Annotated in this window: 18 protein-coding genes; 3 read left to right on the top strand and 15 right to left on the bottom strand. The window is 64.6% G+C overall.

Annotated elements, in window-relative coordinates:
* Positions 1-3 precede the first annotated feature (3 nt).
* The 9 genes from ACO054_RS15410 to ACO054_RS15370 all read right to left on the bottom strand — a co-directional run bounded on the left by ACO054_RS15410 (position 4) and on the right by ACO054_RS15370 (position 9,867).
* Complete coding sequence (locus ACO054_RS15410) at positions 4-699, bottom strand: hypothetical protein (protein ID WP_421707474.1); 696 nt, start codon at positions 697-699, stop codon at positions 4-6.
* Positions 696-1,163 (bottom strand): ATP synthase subunit C, encoded by a 468-nt coding sequence (locus tag ACO054_RS15405; protein ID WP_421707473.1) that lies wholly within the window; start codon positions 1,161-1,163, stop codon positions 696-698. Before ACO054_RS15405 ends, ACO054_RS15410 begins: the two co-directional genes overlap by 4 nt.
* Complete coding sequence (locus tag ACO054_RS15400; RefSeq protein WP_421707472.1) at positions 1,160-2,956, bottom strand: V-type ATP synthase subunit I; 1,797 nt, start codon at positions 2,954-2,956, stop codon at positions 1,160-1,162. Before ACO054_RS15400 ends, ACO054_RS15405 begins: the two co-directional genes overlap by 4 nt.
* Entirely contained in the window at positions 2,953-3,558 is a 606-nt protein-coding gene (locus ACO054_RS15395) for a V-type ATP synthase subunit D (RefSeq protein WP_421707471.1), read from the bottom strand. The genes ACO054_RS15400 and ACO054_RS15395 overlap by 4 nt, the downstream gene beginning before the upstream one ends.
* Positions 3,536-4,963, bottom strand: coding sequence for a V-type ATP synthase subunit B (locus ACO054_RS15390; RefSeq protein ID WP_421707470.1), 1,428 nt, complete (start codon positions 4,961-4,963; stop codon positions 3,536-3,538). The genes ACO054_RS15395 and ACO054_RS15390 overlap by 23 nt, the downstream gene beginning before the upstream one ends.
* A gap of 195 nt (positions 4,964-5,158) precedes the next feature.
* Positions 5,159-6,094 carry a carbamate kinase gene (gene arcC / locus ACO054_RS15385; protein WP_421707469.1) on the bottom strand — a complete coding sequence of 312 codons (936 nt, stop codon included), beginning with the start codon at positions 6,092-6,094 and terminating at the stop codon, positions 5,159-5,161.
* Between the two features lie 3 nt (positions 6,095-6,097).
* Positions 6,098-7,099 (bottom strand): ornithine carbamoyltransferase, encoded by a 1,002-nt coding sequence (gene argF, locus ACO054_RS15380; protein WP_421707468.1) that lies wholly within the window; start codon positions 7,097-7,099, stop codon positions 6,098-6,100.
* A gap of 46 nt (positions 7,100-7,145) precedes the next feature.
* On the bottom strand, positions 7,146-8,378 hold the full coding sequence (arcA, locus tag ACO054_RS15375; protein ID WP_421707467.1) for an arginine deiminase: 1,233 nt from the start codon (positions 8,376-8,378) through the stop codon (positions 7,146-7,148).
* Between the two features lie 73 nt (positions 8,379-8,451).
* Positions 8,452-9,867 (bottom strand): YfcC family protein, encoded by a 1,416-nt coding sequence (locus ACO054_RS15370; RefSeq protein ID WP_421707466.1) that lies wholly within the window; start codon positions 9,865-9,867, stop codon positions 8,452-8,454.
* Between the two features lie 406 nt (positions 9,868-10,273).
* Here ACO054_RS15370 and ACO054_RS15365 point away from each other — a divergent pair, with 406 nt between their 5' ends.
* Together ACO054_RS15365 and ACO054_RS15360 are read left to right on the top strand one after the other, a co-directional pair.
* Positions 10,274-11,572: an efflux RND transporter periplasmic adaptor subunit gene (locus ACO054_RS15365; protein ID WP_421707465.1), complete on the top strand. Its 1,299-nt coding sequence runs from the start codon at positions 10,274-10,276 to the stop codon at positions 11,570-11,572.
* Between the two features lie 12 nt (positions 11,573-11,584).
* Positions 11,585-14,722 carry an efflux RND transporter permease subunit gene (locus ACO054_RS15360; RefSeq protein WP_421707464.1) on the top strand — a complete coding sequence of 1,046 codons (3,138 nt, stop codon included), beginning with the start codon at positions 11,585-11,587 and terminating at the stop codon, positions 14,720-14,722.
* Positions 14,723-14,791: 69 nt separating this feature from the next.
* On the opposite strand, the gene ACO054_RS15355 is transcribed toward ACO054_RS15360, so the two are convergent.
* The 6 genes from ACO054_RS15355 to ACO054_RS15330 form a co-directional block, all read right to left on the bottom strand.
* Positions 14,792-16,306, bottom strand: a complete 1,515-nt coding sequence (locus ACO054_RS15355) for an amidase (RefSeq protein WP_421707463.1) — start codon at positions 16,304-16,306, stop codon at positions 14,792-14,794.
* Between the two features lie 81 nt (positions 16,307-16,387).
* Positions 16,388-17,128, bottom strand: coding sequence for an ABC transporter ATP-binding protein (locus tag ACO054_RS15350; protein ID WP_421707462.1), 741 nt, complete (start codon positions 17,126-17,128; stop codon positions 16,388-16,390).
* Positions 17,121-17,855 (bottom strand): ABC transporter ATP-binding protein, encoded by a 735-nt coding sequence (locus ACO054_RS15345; RefSeq protein WP_421707461.1) that lies wholly within the window; start codon positions 17,853-17,855, stop codon positions 17,121-17,123. The genes ACO054_RS15350 and ACO054_RS15345 overlap by 8 nt, the downstream gene beginning before the upstream one ends.
* Positions 17,842-19,008 (bottom strand): branched-chain amino acid ABC transporter permease, encoded by a 1,167-nt coding sequence (locus tag ACO054_RS15340; protein WP_421707460.1) that lies wholly within the window; start codon positions 19,006-19,008, stop codon positions 17,842-17,844. Before ACO054_RS15340 ends, ACO054_RS15345 begins: the two co-directional genes overlap by 14 nt.
* 102 nt (positions 19,009-19,110) lie before the next feature.
* Positions 19,111-20,367, bottom strand: coding sequence for an ABC transporter substrate-binding protein (locus ACO054_RS15335; RefSeq protein ID WP_421707459.1), 1,257 nt, complete (start codon positions 20,365-20,367; stop codon positions 19,111-19,113).
* Positions 20,367-21,257: a branched-chain amino acid ABC transporter permease gene (locus tag ACO054_RS15330; RefSeq protein WP_421707458.1), complete on the bottom strand. Its 891-nt coding sequence runs from the start codon at positions 21,255-21,257 to the stop codon at positions 20,367-20,369. Before ACO054_RS15330 ends, ACO054_RS15335 begins: the two co-directional genes overlap by 1 nt.
* Before the next feature lie 281 nt (positions 21,258-21,538).
* On the opposite strand from ACO054_RS15330, the gene ACO054_RS15325 reads away from it, so the two are divergent.
* On the top strand, positions 21,539-22,429 hold the full coding sequence (locus tag ACO054_RS15325; RefSeq protein ID WP_421707457.1) for a nitrilase family protein: 891 nt from the start codon (positions 21,539-21,541) through the stop codon (positions 22,427-22,429).
* The last annotated feature ends 3 nt before the right edge of the window (positions 22,430-22,432 follow it).

Raw genomic sequence — 22,432 nt, 5'->3', positions numbered from 1 at the left:
CGGCTACTTGACGATGCCTTCGAGAACCGCGCGGAACCGGGGCTGCAGATGTTGCAGCAGCAGATCCGCGACGGCCTCGTCGGTCAGGTCGAGGGTGACGTCCTTGCCCTCCACCTTAACCTGGATACCGGCCTTGGTGTCTTCGGAGGCGGAGAAGGTCACGCCCTCGCGCAGCATCTCTCCGGTCAGGCCGAGCACGAACTTGGTCAGGCGTCCTTTTCCCAGTTCCTCCGGATTATTGCGCAGTTCCTCCAGACCGACGGCGGTCTCTGGCAGAACAATCTCCAGAGCATCGCCCGGTTCGACCCCGGCCTCGTTACGGACGCGGCCGGCGATCTCCAGAATCATCCTTTGCAGAATTTCAGGATCGGCCAGCTGTTGAGAGACCAGACGTCTAACGTCCCCGCTGAAGCGCTGCATCAGGTCCGACTTCATGCTCAAGACCGTATCGCGAATCGCCGTCTTCAGTGCCTCGTCTCCAGCGGCCCGGTAGGCATCGGCCTCGCGCCGCGCCGTCTCCAAACGGTCGCGCGCCTCCGCGTGAGCCTTGTCGAGAATCTGCTTCGCCTGACGTTGCGCGTCGGTGACGATTTGCGCCGCCTGGCTGCGGCCGGCCGATACCCCTTCCTCGCGCAGCCGGGCGATCAGGGCGTCCACGCCGCTGGAGGAGCCGGTCTCGCTGCCGTCGCGACGGGTCACTGTACGGCTCCCGGCCCAGCTCCCGGAATCCCGGCGCTGATGACCAGCGCGAAGACGAAGGCGAAAACCGCGAAGCCCTCGATGATTGCGGCCGGCGCCAGCGAAAGGCCGAAGATCTCCGGCTTTTCCTTCGCCGCGTTGATGGCCGACGCGCAGGCGCGGCCCTGCCAGATGCCGCAGTAGAGGAAGGCGGCGGCCGCGAAGACGCCGATGCCGAAGAGTCCTCCGGCGTTCTCGGGCGTCACCGCCCGGTCCAGGGTGAACATCACGACGATGCCGTAGATCACGAAGGTCGAGGGAAAGGCGGAGATGCCGATGTAGCGACCGTATCCGCCGTCGGTCTCCAGCATCGCTCCGATACCGGCCTGCCCGGCGATGCCGCAGCCGATCGCGCTGCCGATGGCGCCGATGGCCATCGGTGCGTAGATGCCGGACCAGCCCAGCGCGAGCACGAACTCATTCACGGTTTCACCTCCTTTCGGGCGAATTTTCTGAAGGACTCGCCCTCTTCCGGCAGGCCCCATTTGTAGAACTCGATGAAGTTGAGCCGCAGCCCGTGCACCACGCCGCTCATCAGGGACAGGCCGAGATTGAGGCTGTGACCGACGATCAGCAGCAGAATGGCAAACAGCAGTCCGATCCCGGGCAAGGCCTCGTGAACGCCGCGCGCCAGATCGTTGAAGGTTACGGCCAGCGATGCGCTGGCCAGGCCGAGCGCGAAGAGCCGCATGTAGCTGAGCACGTCGCCGAAGGCGCCCATCACGCCGGTCAAGCCTTTGAGCCCGTCGAGCAGACGGAGCAGATGATCCTTGACCGTACCGGCGGGACGCTCGCTGGAAAACAGGAAGACGGCGAGCAGACCGCCGGCGAGCAGAGCATGGCTTACGCTTTCCCAAGGGCTTCCCGCGTCGGCCAGCCAGAGCAGCAGGCCGCCGCAGAGCCCGGCGATCCACCCGAGCTTCGACAGGGCTACCAGCCGTGTGCGCAGGACGTAGGCCATGATCGCATTGGCCAGCACGATGTGCAGCACGCCGATCACGATCGACAGACGCATCATGCTGTCGAAGTCGTCCACCTCCAGAATCTGCAGCCTAGCCAGGAGCGAGCCCTCCGGCGGCGAGGTTCCGAAGTAGCTGCCGACCAGGACGCCGTAGACGACGGTGCAGCCGAAGAGAGACACGCCGAGGCGCCGATAGGCGCGTGTCTTGGGACTGCGGGACAGGCGCCACCAGAAGAGGGAGAGGCCGGCGAGCAGCAGCAGTCCGTAGCCCGCATCGGACAGGATCATTGCGAAGAAGAGCGAGAACGACCCTACGAGCAGCAGCGTCGGGTCCCAGGCGCGATAGCTCGGCACCTGATAGAAGAGGGTGAGATCGACGCCTGCGCTCATGTCTTCCGATTGTTCGATCAGCGTCGGCGGGGCATCCGCCGGTCCCGGATCCTCGATCAGACAGGCCAGATCTGCCCGCCTCGCGTAGGCCTCGACCGCCTCGACGGCTTCGAGCGGCACCCAGCCTTGGACAGCGACGACGCTGTCCTCGTCTCGGGTCTGTTGTTCGGCGTAGGCGAGGGCGGCCCGGTTCTCCGCTTCGGCAAGATTGACGCTCAGAAGGTAGATGTAGCGCGTCAGCGCCTGGCGCTGGGCGACCAGTTCCTCGATCGCGACCTCGATGTCCTCCAGCTGAGCCCGCAGTTCGGCGAGCGGCAGCGCGCCGGTGTGGGTGCGGGCAACCGGCAGCAGGTGGCTGGAGGGCTCGTCCGGCGAGATCAGAACGACGTAGGCGACACGGTGATCCCGGTGCACGATCTGCCAGGGCAAATCGACCGACGTCAGGGCCTCCAGGTCGGTAAGCGGCAGGATGTAGAACCACAACCTATAACCCGCCAGAGCTTCGTGTGGCGGGAAGATCAGGTCGCCCCAGGGCTCGACCGCGGCGATCCGATGCGCGAGGAAGTCGCGTCGGTCGGTCGCGTCGCGCAGGTGCTGTTGGAGGTCGAGGGTTTGCCTGACCAGCCGCTCGACGTCGAACTGCGGATCGCGCACGACCTGACGACGCTTCGCCGCGACGTCGCTCAGAAACCTGAGCGCTTTGTAGGCCCCCTCGGCGCGTGGCGTGGCCACCTTCTCGACCTCCGCCGGGGGCGGGCGCAGGGGCAGCAGGTGCATACAGCCCAGGTCCTGCAGCGCCTCCAGAAGCTCGTGCTTTTCCTTCAGCAGGCCGCAGAGACTGACCTTCTTCAGCCGAGCGATGCTCATGACGCGCCCTCCGCGGCATGTTTGCGCTTGGAGATTTTGGAGCGGACGACGGCGGCCATCTGTTCGTCCGAGAGGTAGATGCGGATGCGTTTGATGTTGGCCTTGGCCCGGGGGATCAGAACCTTGTCGAAGAGATTGACCCGCTGGGTGATGGTCTTGACCGCCTGGTCCAGCAAGGCCACCCGCTGCTCCTCGACCTGCAGCCGAACCCGAAGACGCAGCATGTCGCGCAGCAGATCGGCGGCGGTATCCACCCAATGGGGCTTCGACAGCAGCGCGTAAGGCCTGATCCGCACCTCGACCCGCTCCAGGCGCGGCAGATGCGTTCCCACCAGGTTCTCCGTCTCTATCGCGACCTCCGTCACGGTCGCCAGGTCGCTCAGATCGACGTTCACGTTGGCCAGCATCGGCAGTTGCCGTCCGACCTTCCGTTTGAGATCGAGGATCTCGCGGTTGGTCCCGGCCAGGGTTCTGGCCGCCTTGGCCCGCTCCGCCATCAACTGCTGCCGCTTGAGGTCGAGCGACGGCAGGAAGCGTTCGTAGGTCCTCAGGTTGCGTGTCTCGCGCGCCAGCGAGGACTTATTGAGCTGCAGTCTCGCCATGACTCTCCGGTTCCGAACCCTCCGCCGGCATCTGGTCCGTCCCCGAGGTCTCGGCCGTCGCGCCGCCGTCCTTCGGGAAGTACTTCTCAATCAGTTCCTGCTTCATCAGCAGCTCTTCGGGCCGGAAGCAGGCGGCCAGCGTCGCCCAGCAGAGATCCAGGGCCTCTTCGAGCCGCAGCGAGACCTCGATGTCCATGAAGCGGTCGCGGAAGAGGTCGCCGAACTTCAGAAGCTTGTGGTCGAAGTCGGACAGATCGAAGGCCATCGCCTGCTTCTGCTGCGCGTCGCGGGCGCCCGAATAGAAGCGGATCATGGTGTTCATAATTTGCCCGTGATCTTCGCGCGTCACCTTGCCGATGACATTCTGTTTCAAGCGCGAGAGCGAGCCGAAGGGATCGAGCACGCCGTCGTGCAGATAGAACTGCCCCTCGGTGATGTAGCCGGTGTTGTCGGGCACGGGGTGGGTGACGTCGCCACCGGGCATGGTGGTGACGGTCAGGATCGTCACCGAGCCCCCTTTGGCATAGTCGCAGGCCTTCTCGTAGCGGCGGGCGAGCTGGGAATAGAGATCACCCATGTAGCCCCGGTTGGAGGGAACCCGCTCCATGGAGATGCCGACTTCCTTCAGGGCATCCGCATAGGCGGTCATGTCGGTCAACAGCACCAGAACGCGCTTGCCTTCCTCGACCGCAAAACGCTCGGCGACGGCCAGCGCCATGTCCGGCACCAGCAGCCGCTCGACAATGGGATCCGACGCCTGATTGATGAACATCACCGTGCGGGAGAAGACGCCCGCATCCTCGAAGGCCTTTCGGAAGGTGTAGTAGTCATCGAAGATCAGGCCCAGGCCGCCGAAGACCACGATGTCGGCATCGGCCTGGATCCCGATGCGTGCCAGGAAGGGATTGAAGGGCTCCCCCGCCACGGAGAAGATCGGGATCTTCTGGCTTTCGACGAGGGAGTTGAAGACGTCGATCATCGGAACGTCGGTGCGGATCATCCGCTTCGGTACTATGCGCTCGCACGGGTTCACCGAGGGACCGCCGATGTTCACCTTGGCGTCCATCTCCAACTCCGGCCCGCCGTCGATCGGCCTTCCGGTTCCGCCGAACACCCGGCCCAGGATGTTGGGAGAGTAGGTGACCTGCATCGGGTGGCCGAGGAAGGTCACGCTCGAGCCCGTGGAGATGCCCTTGGTCCCGGTGAAGATCTGCAGCGACACCACATCGCGGTCGATGTTGATGACCTGAGCCAGGGACTGCTGCCCCTCGTCCTGCTCCAGGACGGCGAGATCGCCAAAACGAACCGTCGCCTCCTTGCCGTCACCGCTCTCCGGCACCCGGACTTTCAGGATATCGCCGACGATCTCGAGAATACGGGAGTAGCGAACCAGATTGAGAACCATGGCTTCCTCGTCGGCCCGGTCGTCCGGGCCGTTGCCTCCGCGCTTCGTCTCTCCCCCAAGGCCCTGTACTCCAGACCGCCGGTCAGTACCAGTGCCTAAAGCGTTACAGGCTTGTTTATCCCGACTCTTGCGATGGTTTCCGGGGCTCGGCACCGGCCCCTCGGCGGCGCGAGTTTCAGGATGCCGGTGGAGATGTCATGGGGCGTGCCAGACCGTCTCTGTCGTGTCGCTGGACACGGTGGTTCCCGCCGTGCCGGCCACGATACCCGGCAGGTCGGCCAAGGCCCCGATGGCGGCCGCCTTTCCGGTGCTTTCCGCGAAGTGACAGGCGGCTTCCACCTTCGGTCCCATGGAGCCGGCGGGAAAGTTGTAGGCGCCAAGGGACTCCGGCCCTGCGCGCTTGATCGCTCTGGCTTCCGGCTTACCCCAATTCACGTAGACGGCGTCCGCATCGGTCGCCATCACGAAGAGATCGGCGTCGAGTTCACGGGCAAGCAATTCGCTGGCGAAGTCCTTGTCGATCACGGCTTCGACGCCGCGCAACTTTCGCTGGGCATCGTAGACCGTGGGAATGCCGCCGCCGCCCGCACAGATGACGACGGTCCCGCGGTCCAGCAGCCAGGTGATCGGGCGGATCTCGAAGATCCTCTTGGGACGCGGCGAGGGGACGACGCGCCGCCAGGTGTCGCCGTCGGGCTTGATCGACCAGGCTTTCTCCGCTGCCAGACGACGCGCTTCGGACTCTTCGTAGACCGGGCCGATGAACTTGGTCGGATCGCCGAAAGCGGGGTCGTCGGGATCGACCTCAATCATGGTCAGGATCGTGGCGAAGGGCGTCTCGACCGGCAGCAGATTTCCCATCTCCTGTTCGATCATGTAGCCGATCATGCCCTCGGTCTCGGCGCCCAGAACATCGAGAGGATAGGTTTCGTCCGGTTTGTAGGCGGCACCCTGCAAGGCGAGCAGGCCGACCTGTGGTCCGTTGCCATGAGACACGACGAGCTGATGTTCGCGCGCGATGGGGGCAAGAGCCTGCGCGGCGATCCGAACGTTCGCGCGCTGGTTCTCGGCCGTCAGTGCTTCGCCGCGGCGCAGCAGCGCGTTGCCGCCGAGGGCGACGACGATGCGCATGGTTTAGCTCCCGATCGTCGCGACGAGGATCGCCTTGATGGTATGCATCCGGTTCTCTGCCTGCTCGAACTGAACGCCGGCCGGCGACTCGAACACCTCCTCCGTCACCTCCATTTCCGTAACCCCGAACTTCTGAAACATCTCCTCCCCGACCTTGGTTTCGCGGTTATGGAAGGCGGGCAGGCAGTGCATGAACTTGGTGGAGGGGAGGCCGGTCGCCGCCATCAGCGCGCTGTCGACCCTGTAGGGTGTCAGCAGCCTGATCCGCCCCTCCCAGACATCGTCGGGCTCGCCCATGGAAACCCAGACGTCGGTGTGGATGAAGTCGCAGCCCTTGACGGCTTCTTTCGGATCCTCGGTCAGCGTCAAGCGAGCGCCGTAGCTTTCCGCCAGCTCACGGGCCGGCTTCACAAACTCGTCGCCTGGCCAGTTGGTCTTGGGTGCAGCGATGCGGACGTCCATTCCCATCAGACAGCCCGCGATCATCAGGGAATGTCCCATATTGCTGCGGGCATCGCCGACGAACGCGTAGGAGACGTCGTGCAGCGGCTTGTCGCTGTGCTCGCGCATGGTCAGTAGATCGGCCAACATCTGCGTCGGATGGAACTCATCGGTCAGGCCGTTGAAGACGGGCACGCCCGCGTATTCGGCGAGTTCCTCCACCGTCTCCTGCCCGAATCCGCGATACTCGATGGCGTCGTACATGCGGCCCAGGACACGGGCGGTATCCTTCATCGATTCCTTATGTCCGATCTGGGAGCCGGAAGGGCCGAGGTAGGTGACGCCCGCGCCCTGATCCATCGCCGCGACCTCGAAGGCGCACATGGTCCGTGTCGAGCTCTTCTCGAAGATCAGGCAGATGTTCTTGCCCTTGAGGTGCTGCTGCTCCGTGCCCGTGTACTTGGCCCGTTTCAGATCGCGGGCGAGATCCAGCAGGAAGCGCATCTCGCGCTGGCTGAAATCCAGGATCTTGAGGAAACTGCGTCCCTTGAGATTGAAGGCCATCGAAGGCGTCTCCCTGTGGCGGCATGCGCGCGTGCGGCGATTGGGGTCAGTCGTCCAGCCCGTCACGCAGGATCGGACAGGTCATGCAGTGGCCGCCACCGCGGCCCCGGCCCAACTCGTTGCCCGCGATGGTGACGACCTCGACGCCGGCCTTCCGCAGCAGCGTGTTGGTGTAGGTGTTGCGCTCGTAGGCCATGACGACGCCCGGCTCCAGGGCCACCACGTTGTTGCCGTCGTCCCACTGTTCGCGTTCCGCCTCGTAGGCGTCGCCGCCCGTGTGCACCTCGCGCAGTTTCTTCAGACCGAGCGCCTTCGCCACCACGGCGGGAAAGTCCGTCTGTTCCTCGACCACGGAGAGCTCGCCCTCGGCCGGTCCCGGACGGAGGGAGAAGGGGCGGATCGCCTGCACGACCTCCGGGTAGATGTTCACCAGATCGCGGTCGCAGAAGGTGAAGACCGTGTCCAGATGCATCGCCGCACGATCCTTCGGCATGGCCGCGGCGACGATGTGCTCCGCCGCGCCCTCGGCGAAAAGCCTGCGGGCGATCTGTCCGACGGCCTGCGGGGTCGTGCGTTCGCCCATGCCGATCAGGACGACGCCCTTGCCCAGTGGCTGGATGTCGCCGCCTTCGACATGGGCCTGGCCGTGATCGGTCTCCACATCGCCGCCCCACCAGACCTGGAAGTCATCGTCCTTGAACATCGGATGGAACCTGTAGATCGCCGCCATGTTCAGGGTCTCCTGACGGCGGGCCGGCCAGAACATGGGATGCAGCGTCACACCGCCGTAGATCCAGGCCGAGGGGTCGCGCGTGAAAAGCTGATTGGGCAGCGGTGGCAGCACGAAATCCTGCGGCGCGAGCAGGCGCCCCAGCAGCCCCTTCGGCTCGAAGGGCAGCTCTGCCCGGTTGATCCCGCCGATCAGGTGGACGGAAAGCCGATAGGCCTCCATTTCGGTCAGGCAGGCGTGAAGCTCCTGAGCCAGTCCGACGCCGACGATGTTCTCGGTGATGCGGAGATCCAGAAGCCATTTGCGCGCAACGGGATCGCGCAGAGTCTCCTCCAGCAGTTCGCGGACGTGATAGACCTCGATCCCTCGCGCGCGCAGCTCGTCGACGAAGGCGAGGTGTTCCTGCCGCGCCCGTTTCACCCAGAGTACGTCGTCGAACAGCAGTTCCTGGCAGTTCGAGGGGGTCAGGCGGGCGATGGCAAGTCCCGGCCGGTGAACGATCACCTTGCGGAGCCTGCCGACTTCGGAATGCACACCGTAGGCGGTCATCTTCTGTCTCCGGGATGGGCCGACGCTGTCGCGCCGTCGGCCTATTTGCGGTTTGCGGACCGGCTGGGCCGGCTTATCCGACCACCGTGCCGAGACTGATCGCCACCATGATGATCGCGGTCAGGATCAGCAGCAGGGGCCACATGAAACGCAGCCAGCGTTCGTAAGGAACGCGGCCGAGCGCCAGGCCGCCCATGACGACGGCAAAGGTCGGGTTGACGAGATTCACGAGACCGCTGGCGGATTGATAGGCCGTGACGACCAAGTCGCGCGGAACACCGGCGAAGTCGCCCAGCGGGGCCATGATGGGCATGGTCAGAACGGCAAGGCCGGAGGAGGAGGGGACCAGAAACGAAAGCGCGGCCTGGAGACCGAACATGGTGTTGATGAAGCCGACTTCCGACAGGCCCTCGACGGCAGTCTCCGACCAGAACAGGATCGTGTCGGTGATGTTGCCTGCGTCCATCACCACGACGATCCCGCGTGCGATGCCGATCACCAGCGCGACGCCGAGGAGGTCGCGCGCGCCGTCCACGAAGGTGTTGGTGAAGTCTTCCTCCCCGATGCGCGCGATCACACCGACGACGATGGCGGCGACGAGGAAGAGAGCCGACATCTCGGCCATCCACCAGCCGCCCATCGATACGCCCCAGATCATCACTCCGAAGCTGGCGGCGAAGATCGTCAGGACGAGCTTGCGGGTCGTCGTGAAGTCGGTTCTCTCGGCATCCTCCGACAGGCTACGGCCCTTTAGGAAGTGGGCCTCGTTCGACGCGCGTCGGTCGGCCACGATGGAAAGGTCGGGGTTCGCGCGCACCCGCTCGGCATAGCGCATCACGTAGAGGACGCAGGCCAGCCAACAAACGAACAGGATCGCGAAGCGCAGGACGATGCCTTCGGTGAAGGGAACCTCTGCCGCATCGGAAGCGATGACGGTGGCGAAGGGATTGATGGTGGAGCCGAGGGTGCCGACGCCGGCGCCGAGCATGATGATGGCCACGCCGGTGAGCGCGTCGTAGCGCGCGGCGATCATGACCGGGATGATCAGGGCGTAGAAGGCCAGCGTCTCCTCCGCCATGCCGTAGATGGTTCCTCCTGCAGCGAAAAGCGCCATCAGGATCGGAATCATCCACTTTTCGCGACCTCGGAGTGCCTGCATGGCACGCTCGATGCCCGCGTCGATGGCCCCCGTCTTGGTCACCACCCCCAGAAAGCCGCCGATGATCAAGACGAACAGGGCGACGTCGATGGCACGGGCCTCGTAGCTGACCGGATCGAAGAAACCTGCAATCGGTGCCATCGCCACGTCGAGGACGCCCTGTGGATTGGGTTCGACCTGCCGATAGGTGCCGGGAATTGGGACCTCCCGTCCCAATTCTTCGTTCAGTTCGCGCGTGTACTGACCCGCCGGAACGAACCAGGTGGCCACCGCAACGGCGACGATCAAACCGAAGAGAATCGTGTAGGCGCTCGGAAATCTGAATGTCATCTTCGGCCTTCGATACTTTTGCCGCGTTCAGGGAGAGTGCGGTCTCTGCTCTTCGCAGCGCGATTGTACGGACGGGCCGAGCCTCTCAACGAAATCGGGACTTGAGACGTCGTTGCCCGAAAACTGAATTGGAGACCGGCTTGCCGTGAGCAGATCGGCGATTGGATTATTCATATGTAAGCAAATAAAAATCGGCGTCAAGATGGAGATGCCCGGATCGCTTTCCGATCATCTCTCTGAAAGGGAGGGTGAGAATCGATTGCCCAATGGCGTCCTGGCGAAGCTTCAAAAGGCAGGTCATTGTGAGGCCTGTCACATTGAATAATATCGCGCTGAAGCGGGCCTTGAGGTAGCGTTCCCGAGCATTCAGACATCCAATGCTCAAACCTTGCCCTGGAAGGTGACAATGCCGGACAGCAATTTGGAGCACTTGCCTAGACCAGTGCATTTCGGCAGACCTCGCGGTCTCGGAAGGCTTTGCGGTGCCTTTGGTGTCCTGCTCTTCCTCGGGGCCTGCGAAGAGCAGAACGTCTATGCACCTCCGCCGCCGCCGACGGTCACGGTGGCTCAGCCTCTGATCCAGGACGTGACCGAGTATCTGGAGTTCAGCGGTACGACAGTGGCCTATGCCCGTGTCGAGATCCCGGCGCGCGTTCCGGGCGTGCTGCAGGCCGTTCACTTCGAGATCGGCAGCGAAGTCTTGAAGGGCGATCTGCTCTTCACGATCGACCCTCTGGAATACGAGGCCTCCGTCCAGGCCGCCGAAGCCGAACTGGTCCGGGCCCAAGCCGTCTTGAGCGAAGCGGAGAAAACCCTGGGTCGGGCTCGGACCCTGATTCAGCGCGGCAACATCTCCCAAGCCAGTCTGGATGAGGCGGAGGCCGACTACCTTTCGGCGGAAGCCGAGGTCCTGGTCCGCGAAGCCAATCTGACGAGCGCGCGGATCGACCTGGGCTACACGCAGGTGACGGCCCCCCTGTCCGGCCGTGTGGGCCGCAACCTGGTCGACGTGGGCAACCTCGTGGGCCAGGGCTCCGCCACGGTTCTGACCGACATCACCGTCTACGATCCCATACACGTCTACTTCGAGGTCAACGAACGCGACCTGCTGCGAGCCATCGAACGCATCCGCAGCGAGATGGGCGAGGGCGGGTCGACCAGAGATCAAGCGAACTTTCCGATCGAAGTCGGTCTGACGACGGAGGAGGGGTATCCGCACATCGGCGTCACCGATTTCACGGAATCGCAAGTGGATCCCGACACGGGAACCTTGCAGGTTCGCGGCGTTCTACAGAATCCGGGCGAGCAGCCGGCTCTGCTTCCTGGTCTCTTCGCCAGGGTCCGCGTGCCGATCGCCCAGCGTGCGGAGATGCCGCTGGTCAGCGAGAACGCCGTCGGTTTCGATCAGAGCGGCCGCTATCTGCTGGTCGTCAACGACGAAGGCATCGTCGAGAAGCGAGGCGTCACGTTGGGCCAGCTGGTCGACGGCCTGCGCGTGATAGAGCGGGGGATCGATCCCGGCGACAGAGTCGTCGTCACCGGCGTGCAGCGCGCTCGGGAGGGCATCGCGGTTCAGGCGCAGGAGATCGACATGTCGTCGCTGCTGCTCTCGGCGCACGGTGGCTCCGCATCGGAGGGCGGTCGGCGCGGGGATGGACAGAGGGCCGCCGGCGACGGCGCCGCGCCCGACGCGGCAAACGACTGATCGGCCGCAGAGATGTCGTCCCAATTCTTCATCGAGCGGCCGATCTTTTCGAGTGTCATCTCGATCGTGATCGTGATCGCCGGTTTGGTGACGCTGTTCGGTCTGCCCGTCGCACAGTATCCCGAGATCACGCCGCCGACCGTTCAGGTCAGTGCGGTCTACCCGGGCGCCAGCGCCGAGGTCATTTCCGAAACCGTCGCCGCGCCGATCGAGCAGGAGGTCAACGGTGTCGAAGGCATGCTCTATATGTCCTCGACCAGTGCCAGCGACGGCTCCTACAGCCTGACGGTGAGTTTCGAGGTCGGGACCGATCTCGATCTCGCGCAGATCCTCGTCCAGAACCGCGTCGCTCTCGCCGAGCCGCGCCTGCCTGAGGAGGTGGTCCGGCAGGGCGTCAGCACCAAGAAGCAGTCGACCAACATTGTCATGATCGTCTCGCTGTCCTCGCCGGACGGACGTTATGACGAGCTGTTCCTCAGCAACTTCGCCACTCTGCAGCTGCGCGACCGTTTGAGCCGGGTCGAGGGCGTGGGCGAGGTCTCGGTCTTTCCGAGCAGCGAGTACAGCATGCGGATCTGGCTCGACCCGCAACAGTTGAGATCGCGCGAGATCACCACGCAGGAGGTCCTGGCGGCCGTTCGCGAACAGAACGTCCAGGTCGCGGCCGGTCAGATCGGCCAGCCGCCGGCGCCGGAAACCCAGGGTCTGCAGTTGTCGGTCAACGTGCTGGGGCGTCTGAGCGAGGTCGAACAGTTTGAGGAGATCATCGTCAAGACGTCCGAGGACGGACGCCTTGTACGTCTGCGCGACGTCGCGCGTGTCGAATTGGGAGGCCAGAATTACGACCTGACCTCGACGCTGGAGGGATCGAGTTCCGCAAGTGTCCTGATCTACCAGCTTCCCGGTGCCAATGCGCTGCAGGTGGCCACCGACGTGCGGGCCGCCATGGCGGAGGCGTCGGCCCTCTTCCCCCAGGGCGTGGACTACGCCGTTCCCTACGACACCACCCTGTTCGTCCAGGCCTCCATCGACGGCGTCGTTATGACCCTGTTTCAGGCCGGCGTGCTGGTCTTCCTGGTGCTCTTCCTCTTCCTGCAGGACTGGCGGGCGACGTTGGTGCCGGCGGTTACGATCCCGGTTGCGCTGATCGGCACCTTCGCCGTGATGGCGGCTCTGGGCTTCTCGCTCAATATGCTCACGCTGTTCGGCCTGGTGCTGGCGATCGGCGTGGTGGTCGACGATTCCATCGTCATCGTGGAGGCTACCGCGTCGCACATCGACAAGGGGCTCAGCTCCTGGGATGCCGCGATCAAGGCGATGTCGGAGGTCTCCGGCCCGGTCGTGGCCACCAGCCTGGTCTTGATGGCGGTCTTCATTCCGGCGGCCTTCCTGCCGGGCATTACCGGCGAGATGTATCGGCAGTTCGCCCTGACGATCGCTGCCGCGACGGTCTTCAGCACCCTGAACGCCTTGACCCTGAGCCCGGCCCTCTCAGCCTTGCTGTTGCGGCCGCAGCCGGAGCGCAAGAACGCTCTCTTTCGCGGTTTCGACAAGGCCTTCGCCGTCGCCGGCTCCGGCTATGCCGGGGTCGCGCGGTCGCTCCTGCGTCGCTCGGCCCTGGCGATGGTGTTGTTCGTAGGTTTGTTGGCGCTGACCGGCTGGCAGTTCACGCAGGTCCCGACCGGATTCCTGCCGCAAGAGGACCAGGGTTACTTGTTGGTCAACGTGCAGCTTCCCGACGGAGCATCCCTAGGCCGCACGACGCAGGTGCTTCAGCGGATCGACGAGATCGTCGAAGGAACCCCCGGCGTCGAGACCTGGGTCACGCTCGGCGGCTTCTCCTTGATCGACGGAACGGCCGCGTCCAACTCGGCAGTGGTCTTCGTCGTCTTGACACCCTGGGAAGAGCGCAGGGAGCCGCACCTTGCGTCGAATGCCATTCTGGGCAACTTGCAAGGCCGGCTGTTCGGAATTCAGGAGGCGTTGGTCTTCGGCTTTCCACCGCCTGCGATCAGCGGCCTCGGCGTATCCGGTGGTTTTCAGATGCAGCTCCAGGCGCGCGGCAACGTCGGCCTGACGGAGCTGGGAGCCATGGCGCAGGAACTGATCGTGGACGGCAATGCCCAATCCGGCCTGACCAATCTCAATACGACCTTTCGAGCGTCGGTCCCGCAGCTCTTCGCGGAGGTCAACCGGACCCAGGCCAAGAGGCTCGGCGTCTCCTTAGACGAGATCTTCGGAACGCTGCAGGCCTACCTAGGATCCGCCTATGTCAACGACTTCAATCGCTTCGGCCGGACCTGGCAGGTCAAGGTTCAGGCGGACCATCGCTTCCGCCTGACGCCAGAGGACATTCGGCGGCTCGAGGTCCGCAACGCCGATGGCGACATGGTGCCGATGGGGGCTCTGGTCGATGTCGACTACATCACCGGGCCGCAAACGATCCTGCGCTACAACCTCTTTCCGGCGGCCTCCATCACCGGTCAGGCGGCGCCGGGTTTCAGCTCCGGCCAGGCTCTGCTGCTGATGGAGGAGATGGCGGATGCCAAGTTGCCGGTGGCGATGGGGTACGAGTGGACCGGCGTCTCCTATCAAGAACGGCAGGTGGGCAGCGAAGCCATCGCGATCTTCGGGCTCGCCATCCTTCTGGTCTTTCTCGTGCTGGCGGCCCAGTACGAAAGCTGGACGAGCCCGGCCGCCGTCATCCTGGTGGTGCCTCTAGCGATTCTCGGAACCGTGGTTGCCCTGTTGATCGGCGGGTCCGACAACAACGTCTATACCCAGATCGGGATCGTCCTCTTGATCGGGCTGGCCAGTAAGAATGCCATCCTGATCGTCGAGTTCGCCCGGCAGGAGCGAGAGGGTGGGCTTGGTATTCTGGAAGCGGCGGCCGAGGCGTCGCGCCGGCGGTTCCGTCCTATCCTGATGACGGCGATCTCCTCCATCGCTGGCTTCATGCCGCTGCTGCTCGCCACCGGTGCCGGCGCGGCGAGCCGTCAGGCCGTGGGCTACGCCGTGGTCGGCGGCATGATCGCCGCGACGCTGATGTCCCTGCTCTTCACGCCGGTCTTCTATCTGGTGATGCAGCGTCTCAGCGAACGCTCCCGACGCAAGCCTGGGGCGAAGGGGGCTGAGGCACCCGCCGAATAGAGACTTTACGTCTCAGGTGGAATCCAAACGCTTCCACCTGAGACGATCGCTCTCCAGGCGGAGGAGGTTCTACATCGTCTTCCAGTCGTCGCTCTGCTCGAAGGCGTAGGCCGCCTTGTAGATGGTCGACTCCTCGTAGTGGCGGCCGATCAGCATCATCGAGACCGGCAGTCCGTCGGACAGGCCGCAGGGAACCGCCATGGCCGGATGGTGCGTCAGGTCGAAGGGCGCGGTGTTGGAGATCATCTCGTAGGCCCGCTGGATGTATTCCTCGCGGGGCGCATCCGGCTCCGGAATCGGCTGTGCCTTCTGCGGCGTCGTCGGCATCAGCAGCAGGTCGTAGTTGGCGAGTTCCGCGTCGTAGGCCGCGCGCAGGCGTCGGACGATGTTCATCGCTTTGCCGTAGAAGCGGCTGCCGTAGTACTTCCGCATGTAGGTGCCGAGCAGGGTCAAAAGCTTGGTGGTGTCGCTCAGCTCGTTGGCCCTGCTCCGCCAGTTCCGATGGAAGTCCATCAGGCTGGTGACGTAGAGATCCGGACGCGATACGCCGTAGCCGTCGCCATGCATCATGGTCTGGGTCAGGCCTTCGACGCCGATCGGCATCCAGAGGGCGAGGCCGGCGTTATGCATCGGGATCGACACCTCCTCGACCGTCGCGCCTAGGGCGGCCAGCTTCTTTGCCGCCGCCTTGACCTTGGTGTTGACGTCGTCCTCCGCGTTGGGCTGTCCGAAGCCCTCGGTCACCACGCCGATCTTCAGGCCCGACAGCTCGCCGCCCAGCGCTTCGGTGTAGGGAGCCGTCCGCACGTCGTATTGGCGGGGATCGTAACCGTCGGGGCCGGCGATGGCCTCCAGCATCAGGGCGTTGTCGCTGACTGTCGCCGTCATGGGGCCGGTGTGGTCGACGAAGATCTCGATGGGCATGATCCCGGTGTAAGGCACCAGGCCATGGGTCGGTTTCATGCCGTAGATGCCGCACCAGGAGGCCGGCATCCGGATCGAACCGCCCTGGTCGCCGCCGATTGCCATGTCGACCTCGCCGGCAGCGACCAGCGCCGCAGAGCCCGAGGAGGAGCCGCCGGCCGAATAGCCGTGTTTGTGCGGATTGTGGACGGGGCCCGTCGCGTTGGTGTGGCTGCCGCCCGACAGGCAGAAGTACTCGCAGTGGGCCTTGCCCATCAGCGTCGCGCCGGCATCCAGCAGGCGCTCAACCACCGTCGCATCCACGTCCGGGACGTAGCCCTCCAACGTGCTGGAGCCGTTCATCATCGGCACTCCGGCCACCATCACGTTGTCCTTGATCGCGACGGTCTTGCCCTTGAGCTTGCCGGAGGGCGCGCCCTCGATGGTGGATTTCACGTACCAGGCGTTGAGGGGATTGTCTTCAGGTAGAGGACGCTGCCCGGTGGTGCGCGGGTACTTCACCTCGGGCAGGTTATCCGGCATCGCATCGACCACGTCGTAGGAGGCGAGGTTGCCCACCATCAGGTCGCGGAACGAGGCCGCGTCTTCTGGATCGAAGGAGATGCCCAGTTCCTCGGCGATCTCGTAGACCTGGTCCAGTGTCGGTACCTTGACGGTCATGGCTGCTGCTCCTCCCTCTCGATGAAACTCGTTTCGCGTCGCCGGCTCGCCCTGGTCCGGCTATTTGAGACGCTCCGGTGGCTAGGGCGCGAGATAGCGCAGGAGACGGGGGTCATCCTTCACCTCCGCCGCCGGGCCCTGCAATGCGATCGTGCCGCGATCCATGACGTAGGCGTAGTCCGCCACACGCAGGGCCAGTTCCACATGCTGCTCGACCAGGATGACGGACATCTCGGAGGTCAAGGCGCGCAGGCGTTCGGCAATTTCCTCGATGACTCCGATCCAGACACCCTCGGTCGGCTCGTCCAGCATAAGCAGGCGCGGTTTGCCCAGCAGCGCTCGGCCGATCGCCAGCATCTTGCGCTCGCCCCCCGACAGGGTGCCGGCGGTCTGCTCCAGCCGCTGACCCAGCTTGGGGAAGAAATCGAGCACCATGTCGATGCCGGACTTGTCCTTCTGCCTCACGGCGCCGAGCAAAAGGTTCTCGCGCACCGTCAACTTGCCGAAGACCGCCTGTTCCTGCGGCACGTACCCCATGCCCTGTCGGACACGCCATTCGGTCCCGTGTTCGTGGGCATTCTGGCCGTCGAACCAGATCGTTCCCTGCATGGCCTGAATCTCACCGATCAGGGTCTTGAGCAAGGTGCTCTTGCCGGCACCGTTGCGGCCGAGCAAGGCGATGCCGCCGGTCGCCTTCGCTGTGAGGTCGACCTTCGACAGGACCTGACTGCGGCCGTAGCCGGCATCTAGTTCCTGCACGTCGAGGATCGTCGCCTTGCTGAGGACCGGTTGGGCCGTGGGGGTGGAAGCGGGACTAGACACGGGTCGTATAGACCTCCTGCACGCGCGCCGACGTCTCGATCTCCGCCACCGTGCCGTCGTCCAGCACCTTCCCCTGATCCAGCACGGTCAGGTGATCGCAGATGTCCTTGATGAAATCCAGGTCGTGCTCGACGATGACCAGGGCGCAGCTCTGTTTGATCGGCATCAGCAGTTCGCCGGTCACGCGCCGTTCTTCCGGACTCATGCCGCCGGTCGGCTCGTCGAGCAGCAACAGCTTCGGCTTCACGGCCATGGCCATGGCAATCTCAAGCCACTGCTGCTGACCGTGGCTCAACTCGCCGGCCAGATCGGTCATCAGGTCGGCCAGCAGAAATCGCTCCAGCAGGTCCATCACCTCGTCGTGGAGGGCGGCGCGGCTTTTCGAGCGCAGCAAGGTCCAGAGCGACTGGTCGGCCTGCACCGCGAGCAGGAGGTTATCGTAGACGGAGAGTTCCGGCAGGATCGCGGTGATTTGGAACTTCAGCGAGAGACCGCGCTTGGCGCGCTCCGCCGGCGTCGCCGTGGTGATGTCCGCGCCGTCGAAGCCGATGGTGCCTTCGTTCGCAAAATGCGCCCCGGCAATGGCTTTCAGAAGCGTCGACTTGCCGGAACCGTTCGGGCCGATCAAGCCGTGGAAGCTGCGTTCGCGAACGGTCACGTCGACCTCACCCAGGGCGCGCAGCGCCCCGAAGGTCTTGCCGACGCCACGGACCTCAAGCAGCGCCATCGTCCGCCCCCGCCCGTTCGACTCCCGCCCGTTCGACTTTCGCCCGTTCGACTCTCGCCGACGCTCCATCTTCGGAGGATTTGCCGCGCAGCGGGGCGCCGAAGGAGCCGATGCGCTCACGCTCGGAGACGATCAGTCCCAGAAGCCCCGTGGGGCGGTAGGCGACGACGACCAACATGATGATGCCCAGCACGACCGGCCAGTAGTTCTTGATGGCATCGATGTCAGAGAGAAAGAGTCTCAGGGTCTCGATCACGCCGGCCCCGATCACCGGGCCGATCAGCGTGCCGATGCCCCCGAACAGCCCGTAGAGAACGGCGTAGGTGGAGATCCCGATGCCCACGCTGGAGGGACCCACGAAGCCTTCGTGATAGCTGTAGAGCGCGCCCGCGAGGCCGGCAATCATGCCGGCGAAGGAGAAGACGATCGCCTTGTAGACCTGCACGCGGTAGCCGAAGAAGGCGATCCGCTCCTCGTTCTGCCGCATGCCGGCGAGCACAAGCCCGAACTGGGAGCGGACGAGATAGCGGCTGGCGAGATAGACGAGACAGAGGAACAGCAGCGCGACGTAGTAGAAGGCCAGTCCCGGCTCCAGCTCGTAGCCGCCGATCATCAGGAAGTCCCAGATCGACAGACCGTTGCCGGCGCCGACCCAGAGCCAGCCGGCCACCAGCCGTTCTGCGGCGTAGGAGGCGGTCAGGGTGCCGAGCGCGACGAAAATCACCGTGGGCGTGCGTTTGCCGAGCAGGAGGAACCAGCCGACCAGCAAGGCGGCCAGCAAGCCGACCAGCATGCCCATGGGGACGACGAAGAAGATCTGCAGCCACCCGAGTTCCTCGGCGAACTTGGCGACGACATAGCCGGCAAGGCCGAAGAATAGGCCCTGCCCGAAAGACATGATCCCGGAATAGCCCCAGCAGAGATCGAAACTGATCGCCAGTTTGGCGAGGATCAGGATCGTGGTGACGCGGATGACCCAGAAGTTGTTGAAGTCGGGCTCACCCTCGCCGGCCGTCAGGTAACTGACCGCGAAGGGATAGAGCAGCAGAAAGATCAGCAGGCCCCATTCCACGACGGGGATGACGCCACCGCGCGCCCGGCGTGGCTTCCGTATCGAGGGTCGGCTAATCGAAGTCTCTGCCATCGGGGCCATGGGGGCGGCAGTTCCTTGTCAGGAGAGTGAAAAAGAGACGCCGGCCGCAACCGGTCCGGTGGCATCCCGGCCACCGGACCGCTCGCGATCGGACCGAACCGCTCAGGTGCACTCGGCGGGATCCACCATGTCGTACTTCGAAATCACTTCGTATTCGCCGGCGCGCGAGACGGCGATGTACATGTTCATCGCGCAGTGGCCCGTGCCGGGTATCATCCTGGCGCCGCCGCCCGGGCCTTCGGCGATCTCCGCCGTGTCCAGCGCGGCCGAGACGGCGTCGCGGTCCAGATCGCCGTTGGTCGCTTTGACCGCTTCCTCGTAGAACTTCACGCCGCGATACATGCCGGTGGCCGCGGAGCCGGCGGTGAAGAGGTAGCGGGTATCGGGGAACATCGCGTCGTAGGCGGTCTGAAGCTCGTTGCTGAAGGGATCGTCGACCGCCTTGAAGTAATCCAGACAGCTCGACAGCCCCTCCATCTCGCGGGCTGGGACGTAGTTGACCGAGTTGTCGTCGAAGTAGACGCAGCTCACGTGTCCGCCCCGCTCGTTGAAGCCGCTCTCGTAGAGCTGCTTCAGGAAGGCCTGGGTGCCCGGCGGGATTACCGTCTTGAACACGCAGTCCACGTTCTCGTTGTTGATCTTTGCGACCGTGGCCGAGTACTCGATCTGATCGAGGGGGTAGTACTCCTCGAACACCACCTCGCCGCCGTTGTCCTCGATCACCTTGCGGGCGTAGGCGTTGAGAAGCTGCGGCCAAAGGTAGTTGGCCGAGGGGAAGGCGAAGCGCCTGTGTCCCTGGCCGATCAGCCAGGGGATCAGCTCGTCGCACTGCTGTGCCGGCGTCGGGCCGGTGCAGAAGAGGTCTGCGGTGCACTCCTGCCCTTCGTAGAGCTGCGGATAGATGTAGAGCGTGCGGCCGCGTCGGACGATGGGGTTCTTGATCGCCTCGCGCATGGCGCTGGTGATGCCGCCGAGCACGACGTCCACGTCGTTCTGCTGGATCAGCCGGCGCACGTTGCCCACGGCGACGCCGGGGTCGGAGGCTGTGTCCTCCAGATAGAGTTCGATGGGTCGGCCCAGGATGCCGCCGGCGTCGTTGATCTGCTGGACCGCCAACTGCGCGATCTGCCAGTTGGCGTTGCCCGAGGGGGCGATGGCACCGGTGATGTCGGTCGCGATGCCCATCTTGATCGGGCCTGAGGCGTGACTCCATTTGGGTCTCAGGACCCAGCCGCCGGCACTGCCGGCGATCCAGCCCGTTGCGGCCAGTGCGCCGGCACCCTTGAGAAAGCCCCGGCGGGTGAGACGGCGGTCGGGTACGCCCTGCTCCGGTGCAGCTTGCTTGCGGTCGTTGATCACTAGATCCTCCCTTTGCTGAGTAGGCCCTGAGGACGGAACTTGACGATGATCAGAGCCGCGACGAAGACCAGAACCTCGGCGACGATGGGCTGGATCAGGGCGTTCAGCAGCGGCAGTTCGCGCAGCCACTGGAAGCCCGGCACCATGGCGCCGATCAAGGCGCCGCCCAGAACCGGCCCCTCGAAGGTGCCGACGCCGCCCAGCATGACGGCCAGAAAGGCCTGCACCAGGAAGCGCAGCCCCAGGTCCGCCGACAGCGAGAAGAGCGGCACCATCAGGGCGCCGGCGAGGCCGGCGAGCGCCGCGCCGAAGGCGAAGGTGAAGGCGTAGAGCCGCGCTGTGGAGACACCGGAGGCGCGCGCCAGCATCGGGTTCTCCAGCGCGCCGCGGATCTGCAGACCGAAGGTCGTGCGGGTGAGGAAGAGGTAGCAGGCGGTCATCACGGCGAGGGTCACCAGGATGATGACTGTCCGCCAGGCCGAGAGGCTGACGTCACCGATCTGGATGAATCCCTGGATCGGTTCGTCGATCGAATAGAACTGGCCGCCGATCAGGCCGCGAACCGTCTCGCGAATGATCAGGCCCACGGCAAAGGTGGCCAGCATGGCGATCACGGGGGCCACGTAGAGTCTGCGGATTACCGTCGCCTCGACGAAAAGGCCGACGAGGGCCACGAGAAAGGGGGCGGCCAGCATGCCGGTCCACTCGGGCAGACCCAGCTCCCGAAAGACGAAGACCGTATAGGCGCCGAGCAGAACGAACTCGCCATGGCCGAGGTTGAAGATGCCCATCATGCTGGCGATGACGGCGAGGCCCAGCACGACCAGAACCATGATCGAGGAGAAGGCGAGGATGTCGAACACCAGTTTGGCGATCGCATCGAGCTCCATCGCGGGACCTTTCGATTGCTGGGCCGACGTGGCGGGTCCGTTAGGGACCTGTCACTGCTGCGGCCCGTTCGAAAACCTGTGACGGATCTGTTTCAGCAAGAAGTATGCCAGGCGCTCGACAGCCGGGAACTGCCTTAAGGCTATACCACTGCGAACGATAATTGCATAAAATCTGCCCAAGACGGCAAGACTCGTTGCCTAATGTTTTGGCGACGAGCAACGATCTTTCGTCCCGCAGCGGCGTCCGCCGACGGCGGACAAGTCCAGCAAGGGAGTGCGCGATGAGCGAAGAGGCGGCCGGTACCGGCCACGATCCGAGAACCGCCCTGGCCTGCGTCCAGATCGAGCCGAGGGTGGGCGACCTCTCCGGCAACATCGAGCGGAGCTGCGCCAAGATCGAGGAAGCCGCTAAAGCCGGTGCGAAGTTCGTCGTGCTGCCCGAACTCGCGAACTCGGGATACGTCTTCGAGAGCCGGGAGGAGGCCTACGGTCTCGCCGAGGTGGCGGGCGAGGGGCCGGCCAGCACTGCCTGGGCCGAGAGCGCGCGGCGACATAGTCTTTACATCATCGCCGGCCTGGCGGAACGCGAGGGCAGCGCACTCTACAACTCGGCGGTGGTGATCGGGCCGGACGGGCACATCGGCACCTATCGCAAGATGCACCTTTGGAACGAGGAGAATCTCTATTTCGAGCCCGGCAATCTGGGCTTCCCGATCTTCCAGACGCCCCTAGGCCGGATCGGCTGTCTGATCTGCTACGATATCTGGTTTCCGGAGGCCTTTCGCTTGCTGGCCCTGCAAGGCGCCGACCTGGTCTGCGTACCGACCAACTGGGTGCCGGTTCCCGGTCAGACGCCCGAACGGCGCGCGATGGCCAACCTGCTGTGCATGGGCGCGGCGCACAGCAACAGTCTCTTCGTCGCCGCCGCCGACCGGATCGGAACCGAGCGCGGTCAGCCCTTTATCGGTCAGAGCCTCATCTGCGATGTTACCGGCTGGCCGGTCGCGGGCCCTGCCAGCCGCGATGGAGAGGAGATTCTGATCGCCTCCGTCGATCTGGCCGACGCCCGCCGTAAGCGGGCCTGGAACGCCTTCAACCAGCCGCTGCGCGACCGCCGCGTCGACGTCTACGACACCGTCCTGGGTGCCGACGTCCGACCCGGCTGGTTCTAGAGT

It is taken from the genome of Algihabitans sp., from assembly GCF_965226985.1.
Lineage (GTDB): Bacteria > Pseudomonadota > Alphaproteobacteria > Kiloniellales > DSM-21159 > Algihabitans.
This window is presented reverse-complemented; position numbering and strand designations above follow the sequence as displayed.

Excerpts from the sequence above, each read along its gene's own strand:
- ACO054_RS15400 (WP_421707472.1), bottom strand. The coding sequence starts at position 2,956 with ATGAGCATCGCTCGGCTGAAGAAGGTCAGTCTCTGCGGCCTGCTGAAG.
- ACO054_RS15395 (WP_421707471.1), bottom strand. The coding sequence starts at position 3,558 with ATGGCGAGACTGCAGCTCAATAAGTCCTCGCTGGCGCGCGAGACACGC.
- ACO054_RS15390 (WP_421707470.1), bottom strand. The coding sequence starts at position 4,963 with ATGGTTCTCAATCTGGTTCGCTACTCCCGTATTCTCGAGATCGTCGGC.
- arcC (WP_421707469.1), bottom strand. The coding sequence starts at position 6,094 with ATGCGCATCGTCGTCGCCCTCGGCGGCAACGCGCTGCTGCGCCGCGGC.
- argF (WP_421707468.1), bottom strand. The coding sequence starts at position 7,099 with ATGGCCTTCAATCTCAAGGGACGCAGTTTCCTCAAGATCCTGGATTTC.
- arcA (WP_421707467.1), bottom strand. The coding sequence starts at position 8,378 with ATGACCGCCTACGGTGTGCATTCCGAAGTCGGCAGGCTCCGCAAGGTG.
- ACO054_RS15370 (WP_421707466.1), bottom strand. The coding sequence starts at position 9,867 with ATGACATTCAGATTTCCGAGCGCCTACACGATTCTCTTCGGTTTGATC.
- ACO054_RS15365 (WP_421707465.1), top strand. The coding sequence starts at position 10,274 with ATGCCGGACAGCAATTTGGAGCACTTGCCTAGACCAGTGCATTTCGGC.
- ACO054_RS15360 (WP_421707464.1), top strand. The coding sequence starts at position 11,585 with ATGTCGTCCCAATTCTTCATCGAGCGGCCGATCTTTTCGAGTGTCATC.
- ACO054_RS15355 (WP_421707463.1), bottom strand. The coding sequence starts at position 16,306 with ATGACCGTCAAGGTACCGACACTGGACCAGGTCTACGAGATCGCCGAG.
- ACO054_RS15345 (WP_421707461.1), bottom strand. The coding sequence starts at position 17,855 with ATGGCGCTGCTTGAGGTCCGTGGCGTCGGCAAGACCTTCGGGGCGCTG.
- ACO054_RS15340 (WP_421707460.1), bottom strand. The coding sequence starts at position 19,008 with ATGGCCCCGATGGCAGAGACTTCGATTAGCCGACCCTCGATACGGAAG.
- ACO054_RS15330 (WP_421707458.1), bottom strand. The coding sequence starts at position 21,257 with ATGGAGCTCGATGCGATCGCCAAACTGGTGTTCGACATCCTCGCCTTC.
- ACO054_RS15325 (WP_421707457.1), top strand. The coding sequence starts at position 21,539 with ATGAGCGAAGAGGCGGCCGGTACCGGCCACGATCCGAGAACCGCCCTG.